Here is a 24,838-nt window from a genome sequence, read left to right as displayed (position 1 = left end):
CTGATGCCCAATGCTTCTATAAAGTATGTGGCCAAGATCAGTAAGATTCCCAATAGGGCCGGAAGTGCCTGTACGGTAAAGATCTTTTTAGATACCGAGATGGCCCCATAGATTCCAGCAATTGTTACGCACCCCAAAAAGAAGAGCGCCACATTCCGTTGCCAATTGGGGTCTTCGATCAATAACGACCAAATAAGACCGGCGGCCAAAAACCCATTGTACAAACCTTGGTTGGCCGCCATGTTTTTAGTTGGTTCGAACAGGTCTTGCGGAAATTTCTTGAATACCTTTCGCGCCTTTGTCGTCCATGCAAACATTTCTAACCATAAAAAGTAGAGATGCAATAAGGCCACAAAGGCAACGATTATTTTGGCAACGATCAGCATAGATTCAATCTTCGGCAACAAAGCGTTCGTCGGCTTCCATTACCGTACCACAATTACCACAGGTTCTCAGTTCTTCTGAACCATAAAAATGTTTGAAATGCGCCAAAAAATCCTTCTCGATGTCGTTGAGGGTAAAATAGGCTTCGTACAGTTTATGGTTACAGTTATCGCAGAACCATAACAGGCCATCGTCTACATGCATATCGGCCCGCTTTCGTTCTACAACCAATCCGATAGAGCCTTCGTGCCTAACCGGTGAGTGGGGCACCTTTGCAGGGTGCAGGTACATATCGCCCGGCCCCAATTTCATGGTTTTTTTTTGTCCGTCTTCTTGTATGTGTATTTCAATATGCCCCTCTAGCTGGTAAAATAGCTCTTCGGTCTCGTTGTAGTGGTAATCTTTTCTGGCATTGGGCCCGGCGACCACCATTACAATGTAATCATCGGCATTTTTGTACAGATTGCGATTGCCTACCGGGGGCTTAAGGGTTTCACGGTTGTTTTCGATCCATTCATGCAAGTTGAAAGGAGGAGCTATGGCCATCTTCGATTACTTTACATAAAGGTAAAAAAGAAGGTTCAACCTACCTAAACATTCGGCCTATTTAAAGAATATCTGGGTGTAATAAAGATTGTTGTCGCTATCTTTTTTTACGCTGATGCCGGTATGGGTAAAGTCACCTTCGAGCGAAGATTTATGGTTGGGGCTGTTGAGCCACCATTGCAGTGCTTCTTCTGCCGTTCTAAAATTTTTTCCCACATTTTCGGCCACCTCTTTGGCATCTGCTTCGGCATATATTCTTGAAGCGCGCAAATCAAAATTGTCATGGCTGAGGTCGCCCTTTGATATCATATAGTCGTTGTGGTCGTTGGCTGCAGCGTAGGCTACCGAACTAAAATGTAATGTGGCAAGGCCCATAGATTGGCGATGGTCGTTGACAGAGGCCATTAGGTGCGTTTCCAACTCGGTAACATTGATAGATTCGACCTTTTCGATGGAATCTACCTCCTCTGGGGCACAACCTGATAAGAACAAAATTAACAGGACACTGATTTTGCCAACAACAACTGCCGTCTTTTTCATCATATTCAACTTCTACAAATAAAAGGCAGTTCAAAGAAGAGTTCGGGGGTTCTTCAAAGCGAAATTTCGCAGAAGTGTAAAGTACTGTTTTTTGTTTTTTGAGTGTCGCCTTTCTCGACAAGCGGTATCATTTTGCGGAAGAAATGCACAAAGCATCGGTCATTTACTCTATTTCATGCTCTTCATCACCTTCTTTTTTGAGCACTATATTAAAAACAAGGGCACCTATATCCTTGATGGGGCCATAGAGCACGGATTCTTGTTTGGTAGGTTCATTGATAAGATTGACCGATGCGGTGGCCCTCTCAAAAAAGATGAGCAAGGCTCCTAAAATCACGGCCACTTTCAGGGTTCCGAAAATACCGCCGGCAATTTTGTTCAACAGTCCCAACATGGCGAAATCGGCAATCTTGGTCAAAAACTTTCCGGCCAGGTGTACCACCACTACAATTATGATAAAGGTGATGACAAAAGCGGTAATCTTGATATAGCGTTCGTCCCAGTCCATGTTATCCGAAAGATACTCCGCAGTTTTGTACGAAAAGTGGATGGCACCGTAAATACCGGCTATCAATGCTATGAGCGAGGCAATTTCAACAAACAGCCCGTTTTTGAGCCCCTTGTAGAGACCCCACGCCAAAAGGATACCGAGTACAATATCTAAAAAGTCCACACCCCAAATATAGGGCATTGATTTGTACCTTTGGGGCATGGCACGGGACACACTTTTAAAAGAACGATGGCAGGTATTGGTTGAAAAGCTTTCGGCCCAATTCGCCGATGGCGACAAACTTGATCTAGACACCATCATTTACCTTGTGGGGGTGCAAGAGCTTGGCCAATTGAACCGCATTTTTAAAAAAGACGAAAAGCTATACTTGATGCACATCGCCATCTGCCGGTTGTTGGAACCTTACGGCTACTATGAATTTGAGTTCTTTGATGACGATGGTTGGCCCCATTACAAGGTAAAAGAGCAACTGCCCCCCTTGAAGGCAGGTGAACAATCGGTATTGATGAAAGAGGCCTTGGTCAATTATTTTATGGAAAAGGAATATATCTTATAAATGAAGACCACGCCCTATTACGCCGTAATCTTTACGAACACCCGAACCGAGGGTGACAACGGATACGCTGCAATGGCAGAAGAAATGGAGGCCTTGGCCCGAAAACAACCGGGGTTCATCGGTTTTGAGAGTGCCCGATCCGGTCTGGGCATTTCAATCAGCTATTGGGAGAGCACCCAAGCCATTGCCCGTTGGAAGGCAAACCTAGACCACCAGTTGGCACAAAAGCGTGGTATTGAAGAATGGTACTCTTGGTACAAGGTGCGTGTTTGTAAGGTAGAACGTGAATATGAGTTTACAAAACCATAATCACATGGTTTTTGAAAGCGCTTTACAAACCCTTACATTTGAGAGTATTATAGATAATTGCCTTTTGAATGAAAAAAACCGTACGATTTTCAAACCTTGACCGTAAAAAAACCATTGAAGAACTGTCAAAGGAAAGCTATGATCTGGTCGTTATTGGTGGAGGCATCACGGGAGGAGGCATAGCTCTGGATGCCGCCTCGCGCGGCATGAAAGTCGCTCTTGTCGAAAAAGGAGACTTTGCCTCGGGTACAAGCAGCAAATCGACCAAATTGATTCATGGAGGCCTCCGCTACTTGAAGCAATTTGATTTTTGGCTAGTGAAAGAAGTCGGTTCAGAACGGGCCATAGTGCATAAGCTGGCGCCTCATTTGGTGCTTCCCGAAAAAATGCTGTTGCCGCTGATAGAGGGCGGCTCGTATGGCAAATGGTTGACCTCGATCGGGCTTAAGGTATATGATATTCTGGCCCAAGTATCAGGGGAAGACAAGCGGCAGATGCTCGATAAAAAACAGGCATTGAAGCTAGAGCCCTTACTGCCCAAGAAGATTTTGAGCGGCGCAGGGTATTATGCAGAATATCGTACCGACGATGCACGCCTTACATTGGAAAACATCAAGACCAGCCTTCAATACGGGGCCAAGGCACTCAACTATGCCCAAGTGATCGATTTTCTATATCAGGACGGCAAAGTGGCCGGGGTCAAAGTGAAAGATGTGCCCACTGGCAATGAGTTTGAGATCAAATCGAAATACGTCATCAGCGCGGCCGGGCCTTGGGTAGATGAATTACGCAGCGTCAACAATTCGAAAAAAGGAAAACGACTGCACTTGACCAAGGGCGTGCACCTAGTGTTTCCTCATGAAAAACTTCCGGTGAGGCAATCGGTGTATTTCGATATTCCCGATGGGCGCATGATGTTTGCCATTCCCCGCGGAAAAATAACCTATATCGGCACCACCGACACCAACTATGATGCCGACAAAGATGATGTGCGCACCGATTTGGCCGATGCCATTTACCTGATTTCTGCGGTGAACAATATGTTCCCGAAAATCAACTTGGAGATTGAAGACATTATTTCGTCATGGGCAGGCCTGCGGCCTTTGATCCATGAAGAGGGCAAATCGGCTTCGGAGCTGTCGCGCAAAGACGAGATCTTTACTTCTGATACCGGACTGATCAGTATCGCGGGCGGAAAGTTGACGGGGTACCGTAAAATGGCCGAAAGGGTCGTCAACCGGGTTGCCAAGAATCTTGAGGAAGATCATGGCATTGAAGTTGGCCCCTGTACCACCGATAAGATTCCGCTTTGTGGCAGCGATTTCAAAAAGTCAAAGCACGTGAAAAAATACATCGCAGAGGTGTATGGCCGTATCAAAAAAGATGGTTTTTCAGAGTACGACGCATGGTATCTGGTAACCACTTATGGTAAGCAGACCGAACAAATATTGGAGCACTATGCGGGTTTCAAGAACAAAGACAATTACGTACGACTTATACGGGCCGAGCTGAAATTCGCCATTGAAAACGAAATGGTGCTGAACCCCATTGATTTCTTCATCCGAAGAACGGGCCGCCTGTATTTTGATATCGACAGTGTGCGCACTTTTATGGAACCTGTTCTTCAGGATATCAAAAACGCCTATGCCTATGATGCGGAACAGATGAGAATGTTTAAAGAAAAAATGGAAGAAGAACTGGAAAAGCACTCCAACTTTTCGTTGGAGAAGGTGTAAGGGGGTCAATCCAGTTTATCGGTGAGCTCCTTAATGGTTTTCTTTGCGTTCTTTCCTTCGTATAGAATTCTGTAAACAGCGTCGATAATGGGGGTCTTAACCTTCTTTTTGAACTTCGATTTTATTTTGTGTGCACTCTTCACGGCATAGTAGCCCTCAGCCACCATGTTCATTTCCATCATGGCACTTTTTACGGTATAACCCTTTCCGATCATATTGCCGAACAGGCGGTTACGGCTAAAGGTCGAATAACCGGTCACCAACAGGTCGCCCAAATAGGCCGAGCGGTTGATATTTCTATCGATATTGTGTATACGTTTTGTAAAACGCTTCATCTCTCGAATGGCGTTGCTCATCAATACACTCTGAAAATTATCGCCATACCCCAAGCCATGGGCAATGCCGGCGGCAATGGCATAGATGTTCTTGAGCATGGCTGCATACTCGGTGCCGATGATATCGTTTGATATCTTTGTTTTGATATAATGGCTGTCAAAATGTTCGGCCAACAGTTTTGCTTTGCTCTTGTCGGCACAGGCAATCGTAAGGTACGACAACCGCTCAAGGGCAACCTCTTCGGCATGGCATGGGCCGGTTATTACCCCGATATTCTCGAACGGAACACCGTATTTTTCATGGAAGTGTTCGCCCACTATCAATCCGGTTTCAGGCACTATGCCCTTAATGGCCGAAAAGATGATCTTGTCTGTCAGGGGCTTGTTCAATTTGTCGAGCTCGGCACTGAGAAAGGCAGATGGTATGGCAAAAATCAGAAGGTCAGAATTCTTGACCGCCTCGTTGATGTCGTCGGTCAGCTTGAGATATTCGGTGTGTAATTCTACAGAGGTCAGATAATTTGGGTTGTGCCCTTCCTTTTTTATGTATTCGATGGCATTGGTATTTCGTATGTACCAGTACACCGTATCCAGATTTTCGGTCAGCATTTTCACGATGGCCGTACCCCAACTTCCGCCACCTAAAACAGCGATTTTTACTTCTCGAGACATAAACTGATTTATTGCGCAAAAGTAGCTAAATCATCAAATTCAGCATGAAGCATTGATTTTCAACTAGTTGTGTTTTTTGGCACGGTGCTTGGTCTGTCAAGAACAGAACCATGAAGCAACACAGTTATGAGAGCAAGAACGTTACTATTCGGATTATTGGGTATAGGGCTATTGGCCAGCTCATGTTATACAGAAGTGATTTTAGACGATGATTTTATCGTAGACTCTGCCATCAATACCGATCAGGTATTGCAATCGTACGAACTTTGGTACATCGACATCAATGCCACCAAGGGTAATGGTGAAGTGCCTTTTTTGCAACGGGCTTTCACCGTATCTTTTGAAAATGGGGTACTATGGGCCAACAACAATATTGCCGGAATTGGCAAGAACGGAAATGGCTTGGGCATCGATGTCGGTTCGTATGCCACCTTGCCCGGAACGGTTGAGGTCAACCATGATGTTGATGGGCTATGGCGTTTGGATGTTTTTGCCGTGAACGGAAGCACATTGGAGCTGTATGACCCTAGAAGCGATACCTCCTATTTTCTTCGTGGCTACCATCGAAACAACTTTGATTACGACCTTGTTTTTTATGACAACCTCGATTATTTCCTGCAAGAGTATGAAGCTTGGGAAAAAACCTATACCAGTGAAATGGGGGCCATCAATGATTTTGATGACGAGAACTTCTTGCGCTTCTTTGCCGATAATGGCAGATATTTTCAATCATCAATAGATTCGCCCGCAACGCCCCTGCCCAATTTGGAATGGGATTATGAAGGCGACTATCAAATTTTTGACACCAATGATGAGACCCTAAAAACTTTAACACTCGATTATGACTTTTTGGGCAATGATTACTTTGAGCTCTACGTTATTGATGATAGAACAATCGAGCTCTACCACGTGGCCAGTGAAACGGTCTATGAGTTCACCGGAAGAGGATTTATCCAGTACCTGAAGTCAAACCACAAGACGGGCAAGAAAAGGATAAAAAAGAGCGGTAAGAAAATGAATGTTGTTCGGAAGCGTAAATTGTAAGGATATTCAGTAGTCATCGACTATCTATATAAGTTTTTTGGTTGGTTATTTAGTTGGAAACCACCCTGACATTTATCGTCAGGGCGGTTTCTTTTTCAATGAGATGGCATCCGATTTTGGCGGATGCGTAATCGAATTGAACCCCGACCGTAAGCGTCGGGGTCACATAAGAACATCTTCAAAACATGCACCTAGTCCGAGGTTTCATTTTATAATCGAACTTACCCCCTACGAAAGTACGTGACCTCTTTGTAAACAGCAATTACCTTGAAGTTTTAATTTTGGCAAGTGCCTCGAATTGCCCAATATGTGGGTTCTTTCAAACTTTTACAGAACGATGCCGTTTTTTGAAATTTGAGGGTGTTTCCTCGCTGACGGCCTTAAACGTTCGGTTGAAATAAGACAGGCTTTCAAACCCACAGGCAAAACAGGCCTCGGTCACCGTTTTGCCCGCCAACAATAGCCGCTTGGCATGGCTGATTCGATATTGGTTCAAAAACGTGATAAAGGTGCTGCCCGTTTCTTTTTTGAAGTACCGACAAAAGGCTTCCCGCCCCAAATTGCATTTTTCGGCTACCTCATCGATGGTGACCTTGGTGGCATACCGGTTTTCCAAAAAAGTATGGATTGTTCGTAGCCGCTCTTGGTCACGTTGCTTAAACCTGTTGATATAGGGCGAAGTGTGCAAGAGCTCAAATTCAGTGCTTTTCGAAAGGCTGTTCAATACATCGAGTACACTGGTAAAAAAACTAAAACCGTCCATCTGGTGCCATTGTTTCATAAGGGCCCCAATGCAGCGTTTTGTATCACCATGAAAAGCAATGCCATATTGCGCCATTTGCAATAACTTTTTGATAGCCCCCATTTCAGGATACTTGTCAAAGACCTCCTTTTTTATATCCGTCTTAATATGCAACACCTCATGTGTGTATTCGGTGGCCACCCCATAATCAAAGTTGAGGTGCGGAATATTCGAGCCTATCAACACCAAGTCACTTTCACTGTATTGTGAGATGTGGTTGCCAACATGTCTGGTGGCGCTGGCCCCCTCAATGTAGACCAACTCGTATTCTGGGTGGAAATGCCAATAGAACAAATCGCTCAACCTCGGACTGTGCAGCAGTCGAAAGGGAGAATTTGTTTTCTCAGCAATAGTCTCAAGTTGAACTTTCACGATTATAATTTACCAATATTGAATCAAAACACTACCAAAAAATCAAAAAAAGTCAATATAATTCAAATATAGGTCAATATTACAGTAGCGATTTCATACTGGTACCAGTAGTTTTACTTATAAATCTTCAATACTCAATGTTATGCAACAGACCAATTCGAAAATAGAAATGGCCAACAAGGCCCATGAAGAAATACCTGGTAACCCTTCAACCGCCACTAGCAGCAAGAAAAAACTGAACGACCGTTCAAACGGCAAACGCCTTCGCGTACTTTCTGAAGCGGACTGGGATTTTTGGATCAAGAACGGCTACATCATTATCAAAAATGCCGTTTCGAAGCAGCAGGCCAAGGCCACGGCCGATTTTCTGTGGGAGTTTGAAGAAAAAGACCCCAACGACCCAAGCACTTGGTACACGGCCCCAAGGGCAGAAATGCAGATGAAAGAATTGATAGGTACCGGGATGGTCGAGGTCTATAACCACCAGCTGCTCTGGAACAACCGCCAGACCCAACGAATCTATGATGCCTTTGTCGATATCTGGGGCACTGAAAAATTGTGGGTCACCATTGACAGGGCCAATCTAAATTTCCCCAACCGTCCGGGATTTGAACAGAAAGGCTTTATCCACTGGGACTATGACCCTGAGACCAAGCCCCAAAATGTGCAGGGGGTTCTTGCACTGGCCGACCAGCTCGATGAAAATATGGGGGGTTTTCAGTGCATTCCATGGCTTTACCGCAATTATGATAAATGGAAGCAGACCCAACCCAAAGACCGCGACCATTTTCAGCCCGATATTTCTGGGTTGGAAGACAAAATTGTGAAAGTTTCCTTGGAAGCAGGGGACCTGCTCATTTTCAACAGCCTTCAGCCGCATGGCATTCGACCGAACAAATCAAAGAACAAGGTGCGTATTGCCCAGTATATTTCAATGATGCCGGCCGAGGAAGACAATGAAGAGTTGCGCAAGTGGCGCATCCATTCATGGAAAAACAGGGTCGCCCCTGAGGGCTACGCTTTTCCCGGTGATCCCAGAAATTGGGAACGTGACCGTTATGAAACTGCCAAACTGAGCCCTCTTGGCGAGAAGTTATTGGGGTTGAAAGACTGGTAATCTTTAACAGCTCCCCTTCTCAATCGAGGAGGGGAATGAATCCCGAAAGCGAAGCACTTCGGTAGAAAGGGGTGGTCGATACTATTGTGGGCTACGTTTCTTATTTGTTTCAGACCGCTCCGTCTTCTTCGCTACGCTTGAATCCACCTCCCCTTGTCTAAGGAGAGAAGCCACATTTATCGTTCATTTTAAGGCCAGAAACTTAATTAGCCCTATTTTTGCCGGCTTCAAACCGAAGCCATGAAAAAGTACCTGAACCTTTTCGATTTTTCACAACCAGTAAATTACCGAACGGAAATACTTTCGGGCCTCACCGTGGCCCTGGCATTGGTGCCAGAGGCCATTGCCTTTGCCTTTATCGCAGGGCTTTCGCCATTGACAGGCTTATATGCTGCATTTGTAATGGGCTTGGTTACCTCGATTCTTGGGGGCCGCCCAGGCATGATTTCTGGTGCCACAGGTGCCGTGGCGGTGGTGATTGTATCGCTGGCCAAAGACTTTGGGGTAGAATACGTATTTGCCACGGTGATCTTGGCCGGAATACTGCAAATGACAGCAGGCTTTCTTCGATTGGGCAAGTTGATGCGCTTGGTGCCCCACCCCGTTATTTTCGGCTTTGTGAACGGTCTGGCCATCATCATATTCATGTCACAATTGGATCAGTTCAAGACCACAGATGGCGATTGGCTCTCTGGTAGTACCTTGTATATCTTTTCTGGATTGGTGCTGTTGACCATGTTGGTCATATGGGGGCTTCCAAAATTGAGCAGGGTGGTGCCGGCATCATTGGTGGCCATATTGTTGGTGTTCGGTATCGTATTTTTCTTTGGGGTCGAAACGCGAACCATTGGTGATATTGCTTCCATCAAAGGGGGATTTCCCCCTTTCCATATTCCCCAAGTGCCGTTTTCACTGGAAACCTTACAGATTATTTTCCCCTATGCGGCAGTGGTGGCGGGCGTTGGACTCATTGAGAGCCTTTTAACGCTCAACATTGTCGACGAGATTACGGAAACGCGGGGCCGCGGTAACAAGGAAGCTGTGGCACAGGGCACGGCCAATATTTTATCGGGACTTTTCTCGGGCATGGGTGGTTGTGCGATGATCGGGCAGAGTCTCATCAACATCTCCAATGGGGCCCGTGCAAGACTGTCGGGCATCGTAGCTTCATTGATGCTGTTGGCGTTTGTCATGTTCGGCTCTGAGCTCATTGAAAAAGTACCGATGGCAGCCTTGACCGGACTGATGATCATGGTGGCCCTGGGCACCTTTGAGTGGGCCAGTCTGCGCACCTTTAGACGAATGCCCAAATCAGATGTGCTGGTGATGGTGCTGGTTACCTTGGTAACGGTATTGTTGCACAACCTCGCCTTGGCCGTACTGGTCGGGGTTATTATTTCGGCATTGGTATTTGCCTGGGACAATGCCAAGCGTATTCGTGCCCGAAAATATATCGATGAAAACGGAGTGAAACACTATGAAATCTACGGGCCATTGTTTTTTGGAAGCACTACCTTGTTCGGAGAAAAATTTGATGTGCTGAACGACCCCGATGAGGTGGTCATTGATTTCAAAGAAAGCCGCGTAGTGGATATGTCGGCAATCGAGGCTTTGAACAAAATCACCGAACGCTATCATAAAGTGGGCAAAAAAGTGCATTTGAGACATTTGAGCAAAGACTGCCGTCGCCTGTTGAAGAATGCCGATGACATCATAGAAGTGAACGTACTGGAAGACCCAACTTATAAGGTAGTCGTTGATAAGGTCTAGTGTTCACTCACGGGTCTTTCCCAAAAATACGTTCACATTCGGGTTCTGCGGATTACCGTTGGCCCTTCGCATGAGAACAATTTGACCGGTATGGTAAACACAATCGGATAGCATACCGTTCAAAAGGTTCCAAAACGGAAAGTCGAATTGCTTTTCGCCCCTTAGAAAGATGACCTTCGCCGATTCAAAATCGTTTGAAGCCATTGTGGTGTATAGGGCGCTGGCCTTCTGAAGATTTTCAAGTGTCATTTTGCGCAGCGCTTCAAACGAATAGCCGCTGAAATCTTTTGGACGAACATTGGGTGTGGCACTCGGTGTATTCAAAATCATTTCTGACATGCCATAAATGTGCTGAAGGGTTTCCAAAACGGTACGGCCCTCTTCAGAGGGTCTGTAATCGAGGTCTTGCTGCCTTAATCCTTCGGTAGCCCAATAATAGCGATACCCCAGCCCGTCAACCATACGCGAAACGATATTGCCACTTGTGTATTCTGAAGGATAGTCGGGAATTTGCCTGTAAGGGAGTTCTTGTGCGCTCATGGTAAAACAGGTGAAAATAAAAAAAGCTGCTGATACTACTTTTTTCATGCAACGACTACTTTTTACGGATGCTCCAAATTTCATAAATGGGTTGGCCCTTACTGCTAAGCCCTGAATGGTGCCAATCGCCATCTTTTAGCTCATAATCGAATTGTAGGCTGGCCCCCACGCGCGAATCGTCACGCGAGAAGAACTCGATGTTTTCGGTGTACTTTCCTTCTTTGGTCGTATAGGTTCCCCCGCCTGAGCCCATAAATTCTTTGGTTTCGGTATTGTAGGCAATCCATTGAAAGCGGGTGCCCGACAATATTTTCATGGTCTTTCTGGGGCGGCCGGTGTTTCTTTTTTGTATTTCCCCATTGCGTTTTCGGCCCGATATGAGCCATGCGCCTGCCAATTCGCCGGGGGTGCCGTCATCGATTCGTTTCCAGACCATGTCCATATCGTTGATACGCAATTCATCGTTGTCCACGGTTATCTCGAAAGAAGATGTGCTGCCCACCCTTTCAGGATTTTTGGTGTCAAATTCGACCGTTTCGGTCAAGGTATTTCCATCTAACTGCCAAGTGCCGCCGTTGGTGCTGACAAAAGCACCCGTTTCAGCATCGTAATTCGTGGCCGCCTGATAGCCATCGGCAAAGATGACAACATTTCTTAGCTGTTTGCCGCCTTTGACTGTGGAGGCCTCCCAAGCGCCTATCAATGATTGTGCTTGAAGACTTATCGAAAAAATGATTGCGAAGGGCAGAAGGTATTTTTTCATAGAGCGTTGTTTTTCAAGTATTACAAAAATGCCGCTATCCAAACTGAGGAGCGGAAGCGGCATATTCCATAATTGGTGATAAAATTTTATAGTGTCCGCAGATATTCTGCGATATCACGCGCCTCTTCCTCTGTCAGGTTTTGGTTGAGCATAATGGCATTGTTATACTCTTTCAACAGGGCCTTGGCAATGGGGTCTTCTTTGAGCATGCCATCAGGGTTCAAGATCATGTTCATTACCCATTCAGGGCTTCTTCGCTCATATATCCCTTTCATTGCCGGGCCGATCATACGCTGATCTACCATATGGCAGGCGGTGCAAATGGTATTGAACTTTTCTTCACCGCGGGCAGCCATTTCTTCATTGATTTCATCGTCGAAATCAACATTTTTTATGGGCCCGACACCCTTATTGTCCAAATCTACGGGTATGCCCTCACTGGCCTCTTCTTTTTTGGTTTCTTTTTTGGCACGGTTTACTTGAAAACCATCATCCTTTTTTTCCTCCTTTTTACCACCACAACTGGCGATAAAGGTTCCCAATGCAATAAATAGAATCAGTTTTTTCATTGTTCAATCGATTAGAACCACTAATATAAATAAAAGCTGCCATCATGACGAATGCAGTGGGGCAATCTTTTTAGGCCAAAACAGATCGCTATAACACCAAGTACCAAATGAATTCTCATATGGATGAAAAAAACGCAACCGCCCGTCGTTCGGCATAGGTGACATTTTGCGCCCCCCAAAAACCCACATGGCCCCCAAAATCAGGAATCTCAAGGTGCAGGTTAGGGTTTTTCTCGGCCTCCCTGAAAGGATAGCAATCGTGCCCTAAGAAAGAGTCGTTCTTTGCATTGATGATGAGGCTGGGTATTTGAATAGGCACCAAAAATTGTTTTGAGCTGCATTTTCGGTAATAATCCAGAGCGCATTTAAAACCATGGGCAGGGCCTGTATAGACATCATCGAAATCTTTCAGGGTTACAATGGACTTGATTTGCTCCTTTGATATCTTTTCTGGAAACATTCGATGCTTTTCTTTCAACTTGGCAATAAGATGTTTTTTGAACCTTCTGGCATACAATATGTTCTTGGGCTTCAATAGCTCAATACAGGCATCATGCAGGTCGCAGGGTACTGAAACGGTGACAGCCCCTTTGATTTGCTTCGGCACCGGGTTGCCCTCACCCAGATATTTCAATGCCACGTTGCCGCCAAGGCTATAGCCCATTAAAAAGATCTCTGAATATGGCTTTTGGTTCAATAGATGGTGCACAATGGTCACCAAGTCTTCGGTGGCACCGGAATGGTACGACCTATATTTTCGGTTGGGTTCGCCACTGCATCCCCGAAAATTGACAGCACAGGCATCGAAACCATACTGGTTCAGGTATTTGGCGCTTCCGGTGATGTAGGGGCGTTGGGCGTCGCCTTCCAAACCGTGCAGCAAAACGACCGCTTTTTGGGTTGGGACGGCACTTTCGCTCCAATCCAAATCCAAAAAATCCCCATCGGGCAATTCCAGTCGTTCACGGCGTTGCACTAGGCCATTGACCTTTCTGAAAAGACCATGGTAAATGGTGGAAAAATGTCCATTTCTGAACAAAAACGGTGGGCGGTAATCGGCAGGGACCAGTGGCATCAGTACAAAATGTTGTGCAGGGGTTTGGTTTTCTCTGGTAGGCTCTGTTCATCGAGTATGTCGCGCAAATCAATTTCAATGGTGCGGCAAAGGGCTGTCATGGGCACATCGTTGATACGACCCTCAAAAGGATCTTCACTATTGCTGCCGACTTTTTCCATGGTGGTGAATATCCAAGAAATAAGAACCGAAAAGAAAATCATAAGAACGATGTACCACCAATTGCTGCCTATCGTAACCTCGCCCAATTTGTTCCCGAACACGTTCAATAGCCCAAATGGCAACAACAGCACAAAAATCCATGTGAACACGGTGCTGAAATAGGCATACTGCCTAGGAAAAGGGGTGTTTTTGATGCGTTCGCATTTTCCCTGAAGGTTATAGAACTCTTCGAGGCAGTGGTGCATGACCTGTTTGTCGAATTCGGTAATTTTTTCTTTATCCAACAATTTTTTGAGCTGTAGGCCTTGGTTCTTTACTAAGTGTGTGGCCACGTTCTTTCGGTTTTCAAGGTCATCGACCTCTGCTGGATCGAGCAAAAGCTCCATACCGCTGCAAACAGGGTTGCGCTGGCCATGCTTTTCAAAGAGGCGTTCAACGGCCGCATTCTCCTTTATGGAAAACGAATTGGGCTGTCTCAGTTGAATGCGCAGGGCGTTGATCCATGCTATATGACGGTGTATCAATTGTATTTGGGCGTTTCGGTCGTTCTGCACAAAACAGAGCACGTTGTTGGCCCAGGTTCTGGAATAGTTTACAATGCCGCCCCAAATTTTTCGGGCTTCCCAAAAAAGGTCGTAGCTCTGGCTGTTCTTGAAACCGATGTAGAAAGCAACGGCGATGCCAATGACCGATAGTGGCTGGAACGGAATATCGATGTGCGTCCAATCCAAATAATAATAAAGGCTAAAAATAAGGGAGGCATAGAAAGTGAAAAAAATCAAGTTTTTCCATGCATAGCGCATAATGATGCCCCAGCTGATGTTTCTTTTGATGTACATGGCGGCCTGCTAAATTTTGGTTTCACCAATGTACAAAGAATCAGCATACCACTCAGTCTTTCGGAAAACGCTTGAGCAACGCACACTGTTCTTCCACTGCGGTTTTGAATTCTTTTTTGAGTTGTGCCACCAGATCTTTGACGGGCAGGGTGTTCTGTATGGTGGCCACGCCTTGCCCGGCCGACCAAATGGTCTTCCAGGCCTTGGCCTCGGTATCGAGTTCTTTGCCGAAATCAATTTTCCGGTCTTTTTTAAGGTCTTCTTCGGTGATTCCGGCAGCTTTTAGACTGGCCGCCAAAAAATTGGCGTGTACCCCAGAAATTGCGGCGGTGTAGATAACATCGCTGGCACCTGCCTCAATGATCATCTGCTTATATGCTGATGGGGCCCTGCTCTCCTCGGCATTGATGAACCGGGTGCCCATGTAGGCCAGGTCTGCACCCATCTGCATGGCCGAGGCAATATCACGGCCTGTACTGATACAGCCCGAAAGAATAATGGTCTTGTCAAAGAATTGTTTCACCTCGGCGACCAAGGTCATGGGGTTGATGGTGCCTGCATGGCCACCGGCCCCGGCTGAAACCAGTATCAGTCCATCGACACCCGCTTCGGACGCTTTTTCGGCATGCCTTTTTTTGATGATGTCATGAAATACAAGCCCGCCATAACTGTGCACGGCATCGACCACTTGGCGAACCGCCCCCAAAGAGGTAACGATCAACGGAACTTGGTGCTTGACACATAACCTCAGGTCGGCTTCCAATCTCGGATTGGTCTGGTGCACGATCAAATTCACCCCAAATGGTGCTGGTTTCTTGCCGGTTTCTTCCTCAAATTGTTTGAGCTCTGTTTTAATTTCGACGAGCCATTCCTCAAACCCTTCACTAGTACGTTGGTTCAACGCCGGAAAGGTACCTACGATACCATTCTTGCAGCACTCAATGACCAGTTTGGGCCCCGATATCAAAAACATGGGCGCGGCAATGGCAGGGAGTGAAAGGTCGTTAATAAAAGGTGCTTTTTGGCTCATTTCGTGTTGTTTTGAAATTTTTGTTCAGCTGTGCTGTGCTTTTTCAAAACTATGCTATTTTTACAAATTATTATGCATGCATAACAAAATAATTGAGCTATAGTGCTCCATTGTTTTACCCACACCCGATACCGCTATTTGCGGCATCGACCTCTCTCCAAGGAGAAGTAAAAAAGGCCTTGGTTATTTTTAAAAAAGCACAGTAATTATGTTTTTTAAGGAATTTGAAATTCGATGGAGCGACCTTGATGCCAACCGGCACCTGGCGAACACCGCTTACATAAACTTTATGGCCCATACGCGAATGGCTTATTTGGGCCGATTGGGCTTCAACCAAAAAAGCATGGCGGCACATAATATTGGCCCCGTGGTCTTTTATGAGCATGTCTACTATTTCAAGGAAGCCTTTCCGGGCAAACCGGTACGGGTTTCTTTGGAATTTAAGGGCATGAGCAAAGACGGCATGTTCTTCGAGTTCCACCATAATTTTTATGATGCCGATGGCAAGAACTTTGCCCATTGTGAGATGATGGGCGCTTGGATCAACCTAAAAGAGCGAAAACTGACCGCTCTGCCACAGGTTTTTTTGGATGCCTTTGACCAAATGGAACAGGCAGACGACTTCAAAATCCTTACCAAGGAGGATACCCGAAAATTTGCAAAAGTGCCTAAGGACTTGGTTTAAGCCTTTTACTTGCCAAATAAACCCCCAGCAACACCAGTGATCCAGCTAAAACCTTGACCAGGGTCAATTGATCCTTGCCCGTGGCCATCGCAAAGAAAATACCGAATACGGGCTGAACGTAGATAAAGGCCCCAATGGTACTGGCCTTTAGTTCGGTCATGGCAAAAATGTTGAAGAGGTAGGTCATAAAGGTGGTGCCAATAATCACAAAAGCAATGACGCCATACACCCAAAGAGGCATTGTCGTCCATTCGATTTCGAGAAACTCTGAAAACGTGATGGGGAAATTGATGGCCACGGCCATCAAGAACAACCATTTCATCAACGTGAACGGATGGTATTTCTCAACCAATTTCTTTGCAATGATAAGATAGGCCCCGTAGGCAGTCGCATTTATAAGAAAGAGCGTATTGCCCAATGGAATGTTCGGGGCGTCTTGGCGTATCTCGGCCCCGAACAAAATAAGCACCAAGGCCCCCACAAACCCCAAGAAAATTCCGAAACCCTTGTTGAAGGTGATCCGTTCCCTTAAAAAGAAAAAAGAGAGCAATACCACAATGATCGGGCTGATGGTGATGAGCACCGAGCTGTTGATCGGGGTCGATAGCTCTAATCCCTTAAAAAATGACAGCATGTTGATAGACATTCCCAAAAGGGCACAGACCAACAGGCGACCCCAATCTTTCTTCTCGATATTCTCTTTGGGACCAAAAAAAGAGATGCCCCAAAAAAGAATGGTGGCCCCCACCACCCGTAAAAAAATGAAACCAAAAGGTTTAACATATGTGGGCATGACCCCCTTGGCAATGGTATGGTTCAGGCCATAGATGAGGGTGGCCCCAATGGCGGCCATAAAGGCCAACGTGCGTTTGCTCATGAATGCAGGGCGGCTTTGGCACCTTCTACGGCCTTTTTGGCATTGCCGATAAAAATTTGGTCATTCACCACGACCACAGGTCGCTTTAAAAAGGTATAGTGCTCCAATATCAAATCACGGTAATCGTTCTCAGACAGCTGCTTGTCGTTTAGCCCTCGCTGTCTAAAGAGCATGGCCCTTCTGCTGAAAAGCGATTCATAGCTGTCTGTGCGGGCCCGCATCTCTTCCAGTTCTTCTTGCGTGATGCCCTTTGATTTGATTTCGCGGAGTTCGACACCATCCAAAGGTTCAAGTTCCTTCAAGATTTTCTGGCAGGTTTTGCAGGTCTCTAGGTGGTATATTTTTTTCATTTTCACGTTTTTGGTTTCCTCTTGCAAAGAAACTCAATTCCGTTAAAACGATGCCGATAAATGCGATCAAACCACGTATTACGACTTCACCTTATACTTTAAAAAAGTATTGGCCTCATCAAAGGGAATGGTAAGTACAATGGGGCCATCGGCGTATGAGGCTATTTCGTATTGGTTGTAGACGATCTGCAGCCCCTCTTCGGTATAGGCAATGTTCTCGGCCAATCGAAAACGGTTCTTTTCGAACATGAACCCGGTCTGGTTGATGTTGCCTTCTCGGGGTATCTTTTCTTGCTCCCGAAACTTGGCCTCGGCGAATTCTTCGAATTCTTCCACATCATTGAAAAATTGGTATGGGATTAGTTCAATGCCCTTGGCCTTGTCAAAATTCAAAAATATGGTCGAGCCGTATCCGTGGGCACCCCCGGTAAAAGTGTATGCGTTCAGTGATAGGGTAATGATATGCTCGTCTTCATAAACTACCCGTCCTTGAATTTTCGCTTCCCAAGGGGCAGATTCCCCGCCAAACTTTTGTTGTATTTGGTGAAAGCCTTCGGTAAAAGAGGCCACTGCCTCTTCAATGGTGGCCACATCTTTGCCCTCGTCGAATTTTAGGGGGTAAATGATTTCTTCCCGCAAAGCGGTGTTTATCGCCTTGGCCACAGCGCTGTTGTCCAATGCCTCGGGAATCTCGATCGTAACCGATGGACATTCGGCACAACGTGGACTTTCAATCGCTACGGGTTCAAATGTAAGTTTGTGTGTCTCTTCGCAACCAAAGAAAGCCATAAGGAGCGCCAGAAGTGCAATCGGTTTTTTCATGACAGGGGTTAGGGACTTCAAATTTAGTATTTGATTGAATACTCTAAAACTTAACGATACATTTGTGACTTTAATTATAATGTAGGGGCATAATTAGCTGAAAGGGAACATGGATTTGGAGAAAAACAAAGAAAACGCCATCGCATTCTACAAAACTGCCTATGAGGGAAATCCTAAAAAGGCGGTAGAACTTTATGTGGGCAGCAGCTATATACAACACAACCCCGATGTGGCAGATGGCACCGAAGGTTTCATCGATTATTTTGAAAGAATGCAAAAGGAATATCCCAAAAAATCAATCGAATTTGTCAGATGCATCGCAGAAGGTGACCTGGTGGCCTTGCACACACATCAGACGTGGCCGGGCAATGAAGAATATGTGACGATGGATTTTTTTCGATTTGACAACAATGGAAAGATTGTGGAACACTGGGATGCCATTCAAAAAATACCTGACGTTTCTGTCAACGACAACCCGATGTACTGATCATAACCAAAAAATTAGCAAAAGAAAATATGGAAAAAAAGGAATTGAAGTTCAATAGCAAGACCATTCATGGGGGGCAACAGCCTGATAAGGCCTACGGTGCCGTGATGCCACCCATCTACCAAACCTCGACCTATGCACAGAGCACGCCCGGCGGGCACCAGGGCTTCGAGTATTCACGAAGTGGCAACCCCACACGTACCGCCTTGGAGAACGCCTTGGCAAGCATCGAGAACGGCCGATACGGATTGGCTTTTGCCAGTGGGCTTTCGGCCATGGATGCGGTAATAAAATTACTCGAACCCGGGGATGAGGTAGTCTCGACCAATGACCTTTATGGGGGCAGTTACCGACTCTTCAGGCAGGTTTTTGAGAAATATGGCATTACTTTCCACTTCACGGCCATGCAAGATGTGGAGTCGGTTGAAGGGAAGATAAACGACAAGACCAAGTTACTTTGGGTAGAGACCCCTACCAACCCCATGATGAACGTAATAGACATTGCGGCCATGGCGGCATTGGCCAAAAAACACGGACTGCTACTGGCCGTTGACAATACCTTTGCCACCCCCTATCTACAGCGACCGCTTGAAATGGGTGCCGATATAGTAATGCACTCGGCCACAAAATATTTGGGAGGGCACAGCGATGTGGTCGTGGGTGCATTGGTGGTAAACGACAAAGAGTTGGCCGAAAAATTGTACTTCATCCAAAACGCCAGTGGGGCCGTCTGCGGGCCTATGGACAGCTTTCTGACCCTTCGCGGAATCAAAACACTGCACGTACGTATGCAACGGCATTGTGAGAATGGGGAGGCAATAGCAAATTATCTGAGAAACCATCCTAAAATTGAAAAGGTCTATTGGCCAGGTTTTGAAGATCATCCGAACCATGAAATTGCCAAAAGCCAGATGAACGGTTTTGGGGGCATGATTTCATTTGTTCCAAAGGGCGGCACCTTTAAAGAGGCTGTCAACATCGTCGAAAAACTGCGAGTGTTCACTTTGGCAGAATCATTGGGCGGCGTAGAAAGTTTGGCTGGCCACCCGGCAAGTATGACGCACGCCAGTATTCCAAAAACAGAACGGGAAAAAAGCGGGGTTGTCGATGCCCTGATTCGTTTGAGTGTGGGTATTGAAGACATCGATGATCTTATCGCCGATCTTGAACAGGCCATAGGGCGATGACCTCATTTTGAAATATTTTTAAAAAAAGCACCTCCAAATTATGTAAATAGCATAATTTTGACGCCATATTCCTAATTCAATAAAATTGTCCTGAGCGGTGGCAAAGGGTAACTAAAATCACATCTCCAAATATGGAAGCGAAAATCAAAGCATTCATGGATGAGGTCAAGGCCAGAAACGGTCATGAACCTGAATTTATTCAAGCCGTGCAAGAGGTGGCCGAAACGGTAATTCCTTATATAGCACAGCATGAGATTTACAATGGTAAGAACATTTTGTTGCGTATGGTAGAACCGGAACGGTTGATTTCGTTTCGTGTGGCCTGGGTCGATGATGATGGTGAGATACATGTTAACCGAGGATATCGGATACAGATGAACTCGGCAATCGGTCCGTATAAGGGTGGCCTTAGGTTTCATCCAACGGTCAATGCCAGTGTTTTGAAGTTCTTGGCGTTTGAGCAAGTGTTCAAAAATAGTTTGACCACGCTGCCCATGGGCGGTGGTAAAGGCGGTTCTGACTTTGACCCAAAGGGCAAATCAGATGATGAGGTAATGCGTTTCTGTCATGCGTTCATGACCGAGCTGTGCCGCCATATTGGGCCCAACACAGACGTTCCGGCAGGTGATATTGGGGTAGGTGCCCGAGAAATAGGATTCTTGTTCGGGGCCTATAAAAAAATTCGCAACGAGTTTACGGGTGTGTTGACCGGCAAGGGCCTTTCTTGGGGAGGATCGTTGATACGTCCCGAGGCTACAGGGTATGGCACGGTATACTTTGCCGATAGTATGCTTAAGACCCGAGACGAGTCTTTTGAAGGAAAAAATGTGGTCATCTCCGGTTCAGGGAACGTTGCCCAATATGCCGCCGAAAAAGTGTTGCACTTGGGAGGCAAGGTGTTGACACTTTCAGATTCAGGCGGATATATTTATGACAAAGAGGGCATCGATGAAGAAAAGTTGGCTTGGGTCATGGACCTGAAGAACAACAAACGGGGAAGGATATCAGAGTATGTGGATCAGTACCCGAATGCAGAATACCATAAGGGCAAGGCACCTTGGGAGGTGCCCTGCGATATCGCACTGCCGTGTGCCACACAGAACGAATTGAACGGTGACCATGCCAAAACCTTGTTGAAAAACGGTTGTATGTGCGTGTCAGAAGGAGCCAACATGCCCTCTACTCCAGAGGCCATACATGCTTTTCATGAGGCTAGAATCTTGTTCGCACCGGGCAAGGCGTCCAACGCCGGGGGCGTGGCCACTTCAGGTTTGGAGATGTCGCAAAACTCTTTGCGAATCAGTTGGACCCGCTCAGAGGTCGATGATCGCCTAAAGGGCATCATGAACGATATCCATAACTCGTGCATCGAATACGGTAAAGAAGACAATGGGTATTGCAACTATGTAAAAGGAGCCAATATTGCTGGGTTTGTAAAGGTGGCCGATGCCATGCTGGCCCAGGGAGTAATATAGCTAATTCAAATATTCACTGAGCCCGTTGTATTGAAAATACAGCGGGTTTCTTTTTTATCTTTAGTCCTAGGGTGATGCAACCCAAAGGTCCATCATCTTTTTCAGAAGTATAGGGGCATATGCAAATAAGCACCAAGGCCATTGTTTTCTCTTCGCTCAAGTATGGCGATACCAGTTTGATTGTCAAGGCATTTACCCAATCTGACGGACTCAAATCGTATTTGCTCAAGGGTGTGCTTTCTTCAAAAAAAGGTAAGCTGAAACCAGCATATTTTCAGCCCCTTACCCAGTTAGAGATGGTTGTAAACCACAGAAACAAGGGGTCGCTGGAGACTATTCGAGAAGTCAAGGTACTTCGTCCGTACAAGACATTGCATTCTGATGTGATCAAAAACAGTTTGGTGCTATTTTTGGCCGAAATGTTGGGTTCCAGCATTCAAGAAGAAGAAAGGGACGAGGCACTTTTCAATTACTTGGAATATAGCCTGAACTGGATGGACGAGAGTGACCACATTTCCAATTTTCATATTCTTTTTCTGCTGAACCTAACGAAATATCTGGGGTTCTACCCCGATACTTCGAATCAAGAGAAGGACTATTTTGATTTGCTTGAAGGAAACTTTTCGGCACGGCCATCACTCAATCCGGTGATCGAGGGTGAAACCCTGGAATGCTTCAAACAATTTTTGGGCATAAATTTTGATGCATTATTGACGGTAAAAATGAGCAGTGCCAACCGACAAAAATTGCTTCAAGTGGTTATTCTGTATTTTGGGCTACATTTGCACGGATTCAGAAAACCCAAGTCGTTGGCCGTTTTAAATGCAGTGTTCGATTAGTATGTGCGAGACCAAGACGTTCCTTTTTTTTGTACTTTTTTCTTGGGCTGTTTCTTCACAGCAGATTGTGGTCATGGATGCCGGAAACGGCAACCCTGTCGTCAATGTGGCCATCTACAACAAAGACAAATCAAAGAGTGCCATTACCGATTTTGATGGTCGGTGCGATCTCTCTGCGTTCAATCGCAATGAACGTATCGAGTTCAGGCATATCAGTTACCAGCCCTTGAAGACCACCAAGGCCTTGATACTGAGAAAGGGCAACAAAGTCTTTTTACAGCTCAAGCCCGAACAACTTGATGAGGTGGTCATGTCGGTTTCAAAATGGGAGCAGCAACGAAAAGACATACCCCAAAAGGTTGTTTCCATCGATGCCCAGAGCATTGCTTTGGCGAGTCCGCAGACTTCTGCAGATTTGTTGCGGCACAGTGGCAAGGTGTTCGTTCAAAAAAGCCAATTGGGAGGGGGCAGCCCTATGATCCGGGGTTTTGCCACCAATCGGGTTCTCTTGTCGGTCGATGGGGTTCGAATGAACAATGCCATTTTCAGGGGTGGCAATATTCAGAATGTAATTTCCATAGACCCCTTCACCGTCAAGAACACAGAGGTGATTTTTGGCCCAGGTTCTGTTATTTACGGTAGTGATGCCATAGGGGGGGTTATGAACTTTTTTACGAAAAGCCCGCGTTTTTCGTTCACCGACAGCCTGGCGTTCTCAGGCAGTGCCCTGTACCGTTTTTCAACCGCGAACAACGAAAACACCGCCCATATCGATTTTAATTTTGGAAAAAAAAGATGGGCTTCGTACATAAGTGTCTCATATAACGACTTTGGAGATTTGACCATGGGCAAGCACGGTCGCGACAGTTACTTGAGAAACCATTATGTGGTCAGGCGAAACGGGGAAGATGTGCTGGTGCCCAATGCTGACCCACGAGAGCAGGTGCCTTCTGGCTATGACCAGATCAATCTTCTTCAGAAATTCAAATTTCGCCCCAACAACAATTACACGTATGACCTTGGTCTCTATTATTCAGAAACCTCTGATTATGCAAGATACGACCGTTTGATCAGGCCAAGCAGCGATGGTGCTGGTCTACGCTCTGCCGAGTGGTACTATGGCCCCCAAAAGTGGTTCATGGGCAATTTTCAGGTGACGAAACAGGGGCGCAATAAATTTTATGACAGGGTCAAGTTGACCACCGCCTACCAATTGTTCGAAGAGAGCAGGAACGAACGTGATTTTCAAGACCCGATATTGTTCAGAACCAAAGAGAAAGTGGATGCCTTGTCGGTAAACCTCGATTTTGAGAACAAGAAGATAGGCAACCTCCGGTTGTATTACGGGGCCGAATATATTTTCAACACGGTCAACTCAGACGGTAGCCAAAAAAATATTGAAACAGCCGAAATATTTGATGCTGCCTCGCGCTACCCCGATGGTGCCACCTGGCAGACATTTGCCGGTTATGTACATGGCGAATATCATTTGAAGCCAAATATTACCCTATTGTCGGGCCTTCGCTATAGCCAAGTATGGGTCGATGCCCGGTTCGACGATACCTTCTACCAGTTTCCTTTTGATGAGGCCGATATTATAACAGGGGCCCTTACCGGCAGTGTGGGCTTCAGTTGGTTTCCACAAGAAAACCTACAGTTCACCTTGAATGGGTCTACGGGCTTTCGGGCGCCCAATATCGATGATGTGGGAAAGATCTTCGATTCAGAGCCCGGCTCGGTGGTGGTGCCAAATCCTGATCTGCAACCTGAATATGCGTACAATATTGATTTTGGAGTCCGTAAGAATTTCAATGATAAGGTGGTGCTTTCTGCGGCCACATACTACACCTATTTGGTCGATGCCCTTGTGCGAAGGGACTTTACTTTCAATGGTCAATCACAGATTGAATACAATGGGGAATTGAGCAACGTTCAGGCCATACAAAATGCCGCCAAGGCCTACGTGTATGGTTTTGAGTTCGGTCTTGAGGCTTTTTTAAATGAAAACTGGTCTCTAGTGTCCAACCTGACACTTACCGAGGGCATTGAAGAAGATGATGATGGCACCGATTCACCGGCACGCCATGTGGCCCCTACTTTTGCAGATGTTCATGTATTATGGAAGAGCCCTAGGTTTACGGCAGATTTATTTCTGAACTATAATGGAGAGATGCCCTTTGAAGACCTAGCCTTTTCAGAGCGCAGCAAAGAATTCATTTACGCGACCGATGAGAACGGCAACCCATTTTCACCTTCTTGGTACACCTTGAATTTCCGTTCGCAGTATGAGATCACACAATCATTGAAGGCTTCATTGAATTTAGAGAACATAACAAACCAACGTTATAGAACCTATTCTTCAGGTATTGTGGCACCGGGCACCAATTTAATATTGGGCCTTGAATATTCCTTTTAAATGGAAGAGACCGCCCATAAAGTTTGCT

General features: G+C 46.0%; 26 protein-coding genes and 1 pseudogene. 12 read left to right on the top strand and 15 right to left on the bottom strand.

Annotation, left to right across the window (positions count from 1 at the left end; genetic code table 11):
* Positions 1-32: 32 nt before the first annotated feature.
* The 4 genes and pseudogenes from VC82_RS15790 to VC82_RS06005 all read right to left on the bottom strand — a co-directional run.
* A pseudogene (locus VC82_RS15790) lies at positions 33-386 on the bottom strand (DUF1304 domain-containing protein); the annotation flags it as partial.
* 4 nt (positions 387-390) lie between these two features.
* Positions 391-930: a 3-hydroxyanthranilate 3,4-dioxygenase gene (locus tag VC82_RS06015; protein ID WP_045801568.1), complete on the bottom strand. Its 540-nt coding sequence runs from the start codon at positions 928-930 to the stop codon at positions 391-393.
* 57 nt (positions 931-987) lie between these two features.
* Positions 988-1,473, bottom strand: coding sequence for a CAP domain-containing protein (locus VC82_RS06010; protein WP_245616000.1), 486 nt, complete (start codon positions 1,471-1,473; stop codon positions 988-990).
* Between the two features lie 160 nt (positions 1,474-1,633).
* Positions 1,634-2,143: a CvpA family protein gene (locus VC82_RS06005; RefSeq protein ID WP_045803285.1), complete on the bottom strand. Its 510-nt coding sequence runs from the start codon at positions 2,141-2,143 to the stop codon at positions 1,634-1,636.
* Between the two features lie 37 nt (positions 2,144-2,180).
* Between VC82_RS06005 and VC82_RS06000 the strand changes: the two genes are divergently transcribed.
* The 3 genes from VC82_RS06000 to VC82_RS05990 all read left to right on the top strand — a co-directional run bounded on the left by VC82_RS06000 (position 2,181) and on the right by VC82_RS05990 (position 4,582).
* Positions 2,181-2,537, top strand: a complete 357-nt coding sequence (locus tag VC82_RS06000; RefSeq protein ID WP_045801567.1) for a hypothetical protein — start codon at positions 2,181-2,183, stop codon at positions 2,535-2,537.
* Positions 2,538-2,846 (top strand): antibiotic biosynthesis monooxygenase family protein, encoded by a 309-nt coding sequence (locus tag VC82_RS05995; protein WP_045801566.1) that lies wholly within the window; start codon positions 2,538-2,540, stop codon positions 2,844-2,846.
* Between the two features lie 68 nt (positions 2,847-2,914).
* A complete protein-coding gene (locus VC82_RS05990) occupies positions 2,915-4,582 on the top strand; it encodes a glycerol-3-phosphate dehydrogenase/oxidase (RefSeq protein ID WP_045801565.1) in 1,668 nt (555 codons plus the stop codon).
* Between the two features lie 5 nt (positions 4,583-4,587).
* Here VC82_RS05990 and VC82_RS05985 read toward each other — a convergent pair whose 3' ends face one another.
* Positions 4,588-5,589: an NAD(P)H-dependent glycerol-3-phosphate dehydrogenase gene (locus VC82_RS05985; protein WP_045801564.1), complete on the bottom strand. Its 1,002-nt coding sequence runs from the start codon at positions 5,587-5,589 to the stop codon at positions 4,588-4,590.
* A 126-nt stretch (positions 5,590-5,715) separates the two neighbouring features.
* Here VC82_RS05985 and VC82_RS05980 point away from each other — a divergent pair, with 126 nt between their 5' ends.
* Positions 5,716-6,633, top strand: a complete 918-nt coding sequence (locus tag VC82_RS05980; protein WP_045801563.1) for a hypothetical protein — start codon at positions 5,716-5,718, stop codon at positions 6,631-6,633.
* 319 nt (positions 6,634-6,952) lie between these two features.
* Here the strand turns inward: VC82_RS05980 and VC82_RS05975 are convergent, their stop codons facing one another.
* Positions 6,953-7,807 carry a helix-turn-helix domain-containing protein gene (locus tag VC82_RS05975; protein WP_045801562.1) on the bottom strand — a complete coding sequence of 285 codons (855 nt, stop codon included), beginning with the start codon at positions 7,805-7,807 and terminating at the stop codon, positions 6,953-6,955.
* Between the two features lie 142 nt (positions 7,808-7,949).
* Here VC82_RS05975 and VC82_RS05970 point away from each other — a divergent pair, with 142 nt between their 5' ends.
* Together VC82_RS05970 and VC82_RS05965 are read left to right on the top strand one after the other, a co-directional pair.
* Complete coding sequence (locus VC82_RS05970; protein WP_045801561.1) at positions 7,950-8,924, top strand: phytanoyl-CoA dioxygenase family protein; 975 nt, start codon at positions 7,950-7,952, stop codon at positions 8,922-8,924.
* 240 nt (positions 8,925-9,164) lie between these two features.
* Positions 9,165-10,694: a SulP family inorganic anion transporter gene (locus VC82_RS05965; protein WP_045801560.1), complete on the top strand. Its 1,530-nt coding sequence runs from the start codon at positions 9,165-9,167 to the stop codon at positions 10,692-10,694.
* 3 nt (positions 10,695-10,697) lie between these two features.
* Here the strand turns inward: VC82_RS05965 and VC82_RS05960 are convergent, their stop codons facing one another.
* From VC82_RS05960 to VC82_RS05935, 6 genes are all read right to left on the bottom strand, one after another.
* Entirely contained in the window at positions 10,698-11,282 is a 585-nt protein-coding gene (locus VC82_RS05960) for a DinB family protein (protein WP_045801559.1), read from the bottom strand.
* A gap of 7 nt (positions 11,283-11,289) precedes the next feature.
* Positions 11,290-11,997 carry a hypothetical protein gene (locus tag VC82_RS05955; protein WP_045803284.1) on the bottom strand — a complete coding sequence of 236 codons (708 nt, stop codon included), beginning with the start codon at positions 11,995-11,997 and terminating at the stop codon, positions 11,290-11,292.
* 86 nt (positions 11,998-12,083) lie between these two features.
* On the bottom strand, positions 12,084-12,566 hold the full coding sequence (locus VC82_RS05950) for a c-type cytochrome (protein WP_045801558.1): 483 nt from the start codon (positions 12,564-12,566) through the stop codon (positions 12,084-12,086).
* 115 nt (positions 12,567-12,681) lie between these two features.
* Entirely contained in the window at positions 12,682-13,641 is a 960-nt protein-coding gene (locus VC82_RS05945; protein WP_045801557.1) for a YheT family hydrolase, read from the bottom strand.
* On the bottom strand, positions 13,641-14,642 hold the full coding sequence (locus VC82_RS05940) for a bestrophin family protein (protein ID WP_045801556.1): 1,002 nt from the start codon (positions 14,640-14,642) through the stop codon (positions 13,641-13,643). The genes VC82_RS05945 and VC82_RS05940 overlap by 1 nt, the downstream gene beginning before the upstream one ends.
* A 52-nt stretch (positions 14,643-14,694) precedes the next feature.
* On the bottom strand, positions 14,695-15,672 hold the full coding sequence (locus tag VC82_RS05935; RefSeq protein WP_045801555.1) for an NAD(P)H-dependent flavin oxidoreductase: 978 nt from the start codon (positions 15,670-15,672) through the stop codon (positions 14,695-14,697).
* Positions 15,673-15,880: 208 nt separating this feature from the next.
* Here VC82_RS05935 and VC82_RS05930 point away from each other — a divergent pair, with 208 nt between their 5' ends.
* On the top strand, positions 15,881-16,357 hold the full coding sequence (locus tag VC82_RS05930) for an acyl-CoA thioesterase (RefSeq protein ID WP_045801554.1): 477 nt from the start codon (positions 15,881-15,883) through the stop codon (positions 16,355-16,357).
* Here the strand turns inward: VC82_RS05930 and VC82_RS05925 are convergent.
* From VC82_RS05925 to VC82_RS05915, 3 genes are all read right to left on the bottom strand, one after another.
* Complete coding sequence (locus VC82_RS05925) at positions 16,341-17,234, bottom strand: DMT family transporter (RefSeq protein WP_045801553.1); 894 nt, start codon at positions 17,232-17,234, stop codon at positions 16,341-16,343. The genes VC82_RS05930 and VC82_RS05925 overlap by 17 nt on opposite strands.
* On the bottom strand, positions 17,231-17,584 hold the full coding sequence (locus VC82_RS05920; protein ID WP_045803283.1) for an arsenate reductase family protein: 354 nt from the start codon (positions 17,582-17,584) through the stop codon (positions 17,231-17,233). Before VC82_RS05920 ends, VC82_RS05925 begins: the two co-directional genes overlap by 4 nt.
* A gap of 78 nt (positions 17,585-17,662) precedes the next feature.
* Positions 17,663-18,406, bottom strand: a complete 744-nt coding sequence (locus VC82_RS05915) for a DUF3298 and DUF4163 domain-containing protein (protein WP_045801552.1) — start codon at positions 18,404-18,406, stop codon at positions 17,663-17,665.
* A 109-nt stretch (positions 18,407-18,515) separates the two neighbouring features.
* Between VC82_RS05915 and VC82_RS05910 the strand changes: the two genes are divergently transcribed.
* The 5 genes from VC82_RS05910 (at position 18,516) to VC82_RS05890 (ending at position 24,810) form a co-directional block, all read left to right on the top strand.
* Entirely contained in the window at positions 18,516-18,893 is a 378-nt protein-coding gene (locus VC82_RS05910; RefSeq protein ID WP_045801551.1) for a nuclear transport factor 2 family protein, read from the top strand.
* Positions 18,894-18,922: 29 nt separating this feature from the next.
* Positions 18,923-20,080: a cystathionine gamma-synthase gene (locus VC82_RS05905; protein ID WP_045801550.1), complete on the top strand. Its 1,158-nt coding sequence runs from the start codon at positions 18,923-18,925 to the stop codon at positions 20,078-20,080.
* Positions 20,081-20,211: 131 nt separating this feature from the next.
* Positions 20,212-21,555, top strand: coding sequence for an NADP-specific glutamate dehydrogenase (gene gdhA, locus VC82_RS05900; protein ID WP_045801549.1), 1,344 nt, complete (start codon positions 20,212-20,214; stop codon positions 21,553-21,555).
* Positions 21,556-21,674: 119 nt separating this feature from the next.
* Positions 21,675-22,394 carry a DNA repair protein RecO gene (recO, locus tag VC82_RS05895; protein WP_045801548.1) on the top strand — a complete coding sequence of 240 codons (720 nt, stop codon included), beginning with the start codon at positions 21,675-21,677 and terminating at the stop codon, positions 22,392-22,394.
* Entirely contained in the window at positions 22,378-24,810 is a 2,433-nt protein-coding gene (locus tag VC82_RS05890) for a TonB-dependent receptor (RefSeq protein WP_045801547.1), read from the top strand. Before recO ends, VC82_RS05890 begins: the two co-directional genes overlap by 17 nt.
* Positions 24,811-24,838: the final 28 nt, after the last annotated feature.

The sequence above is a fragment of the Flagellimonas lutaonensis genome, from assembly GCF_000963865.1.
Lineage (GTDB): Bacteria > Bacteroidota > Bacteroidia > Flavobacteriales > Flavobacteriaceae > Flagellimonas_A > Flagellimonas_A lutaonensis.
Note: the sequence above shows the minus strand (reverse complement) of the source record. Positions and strands in the feature narration are given on the sequence as shown.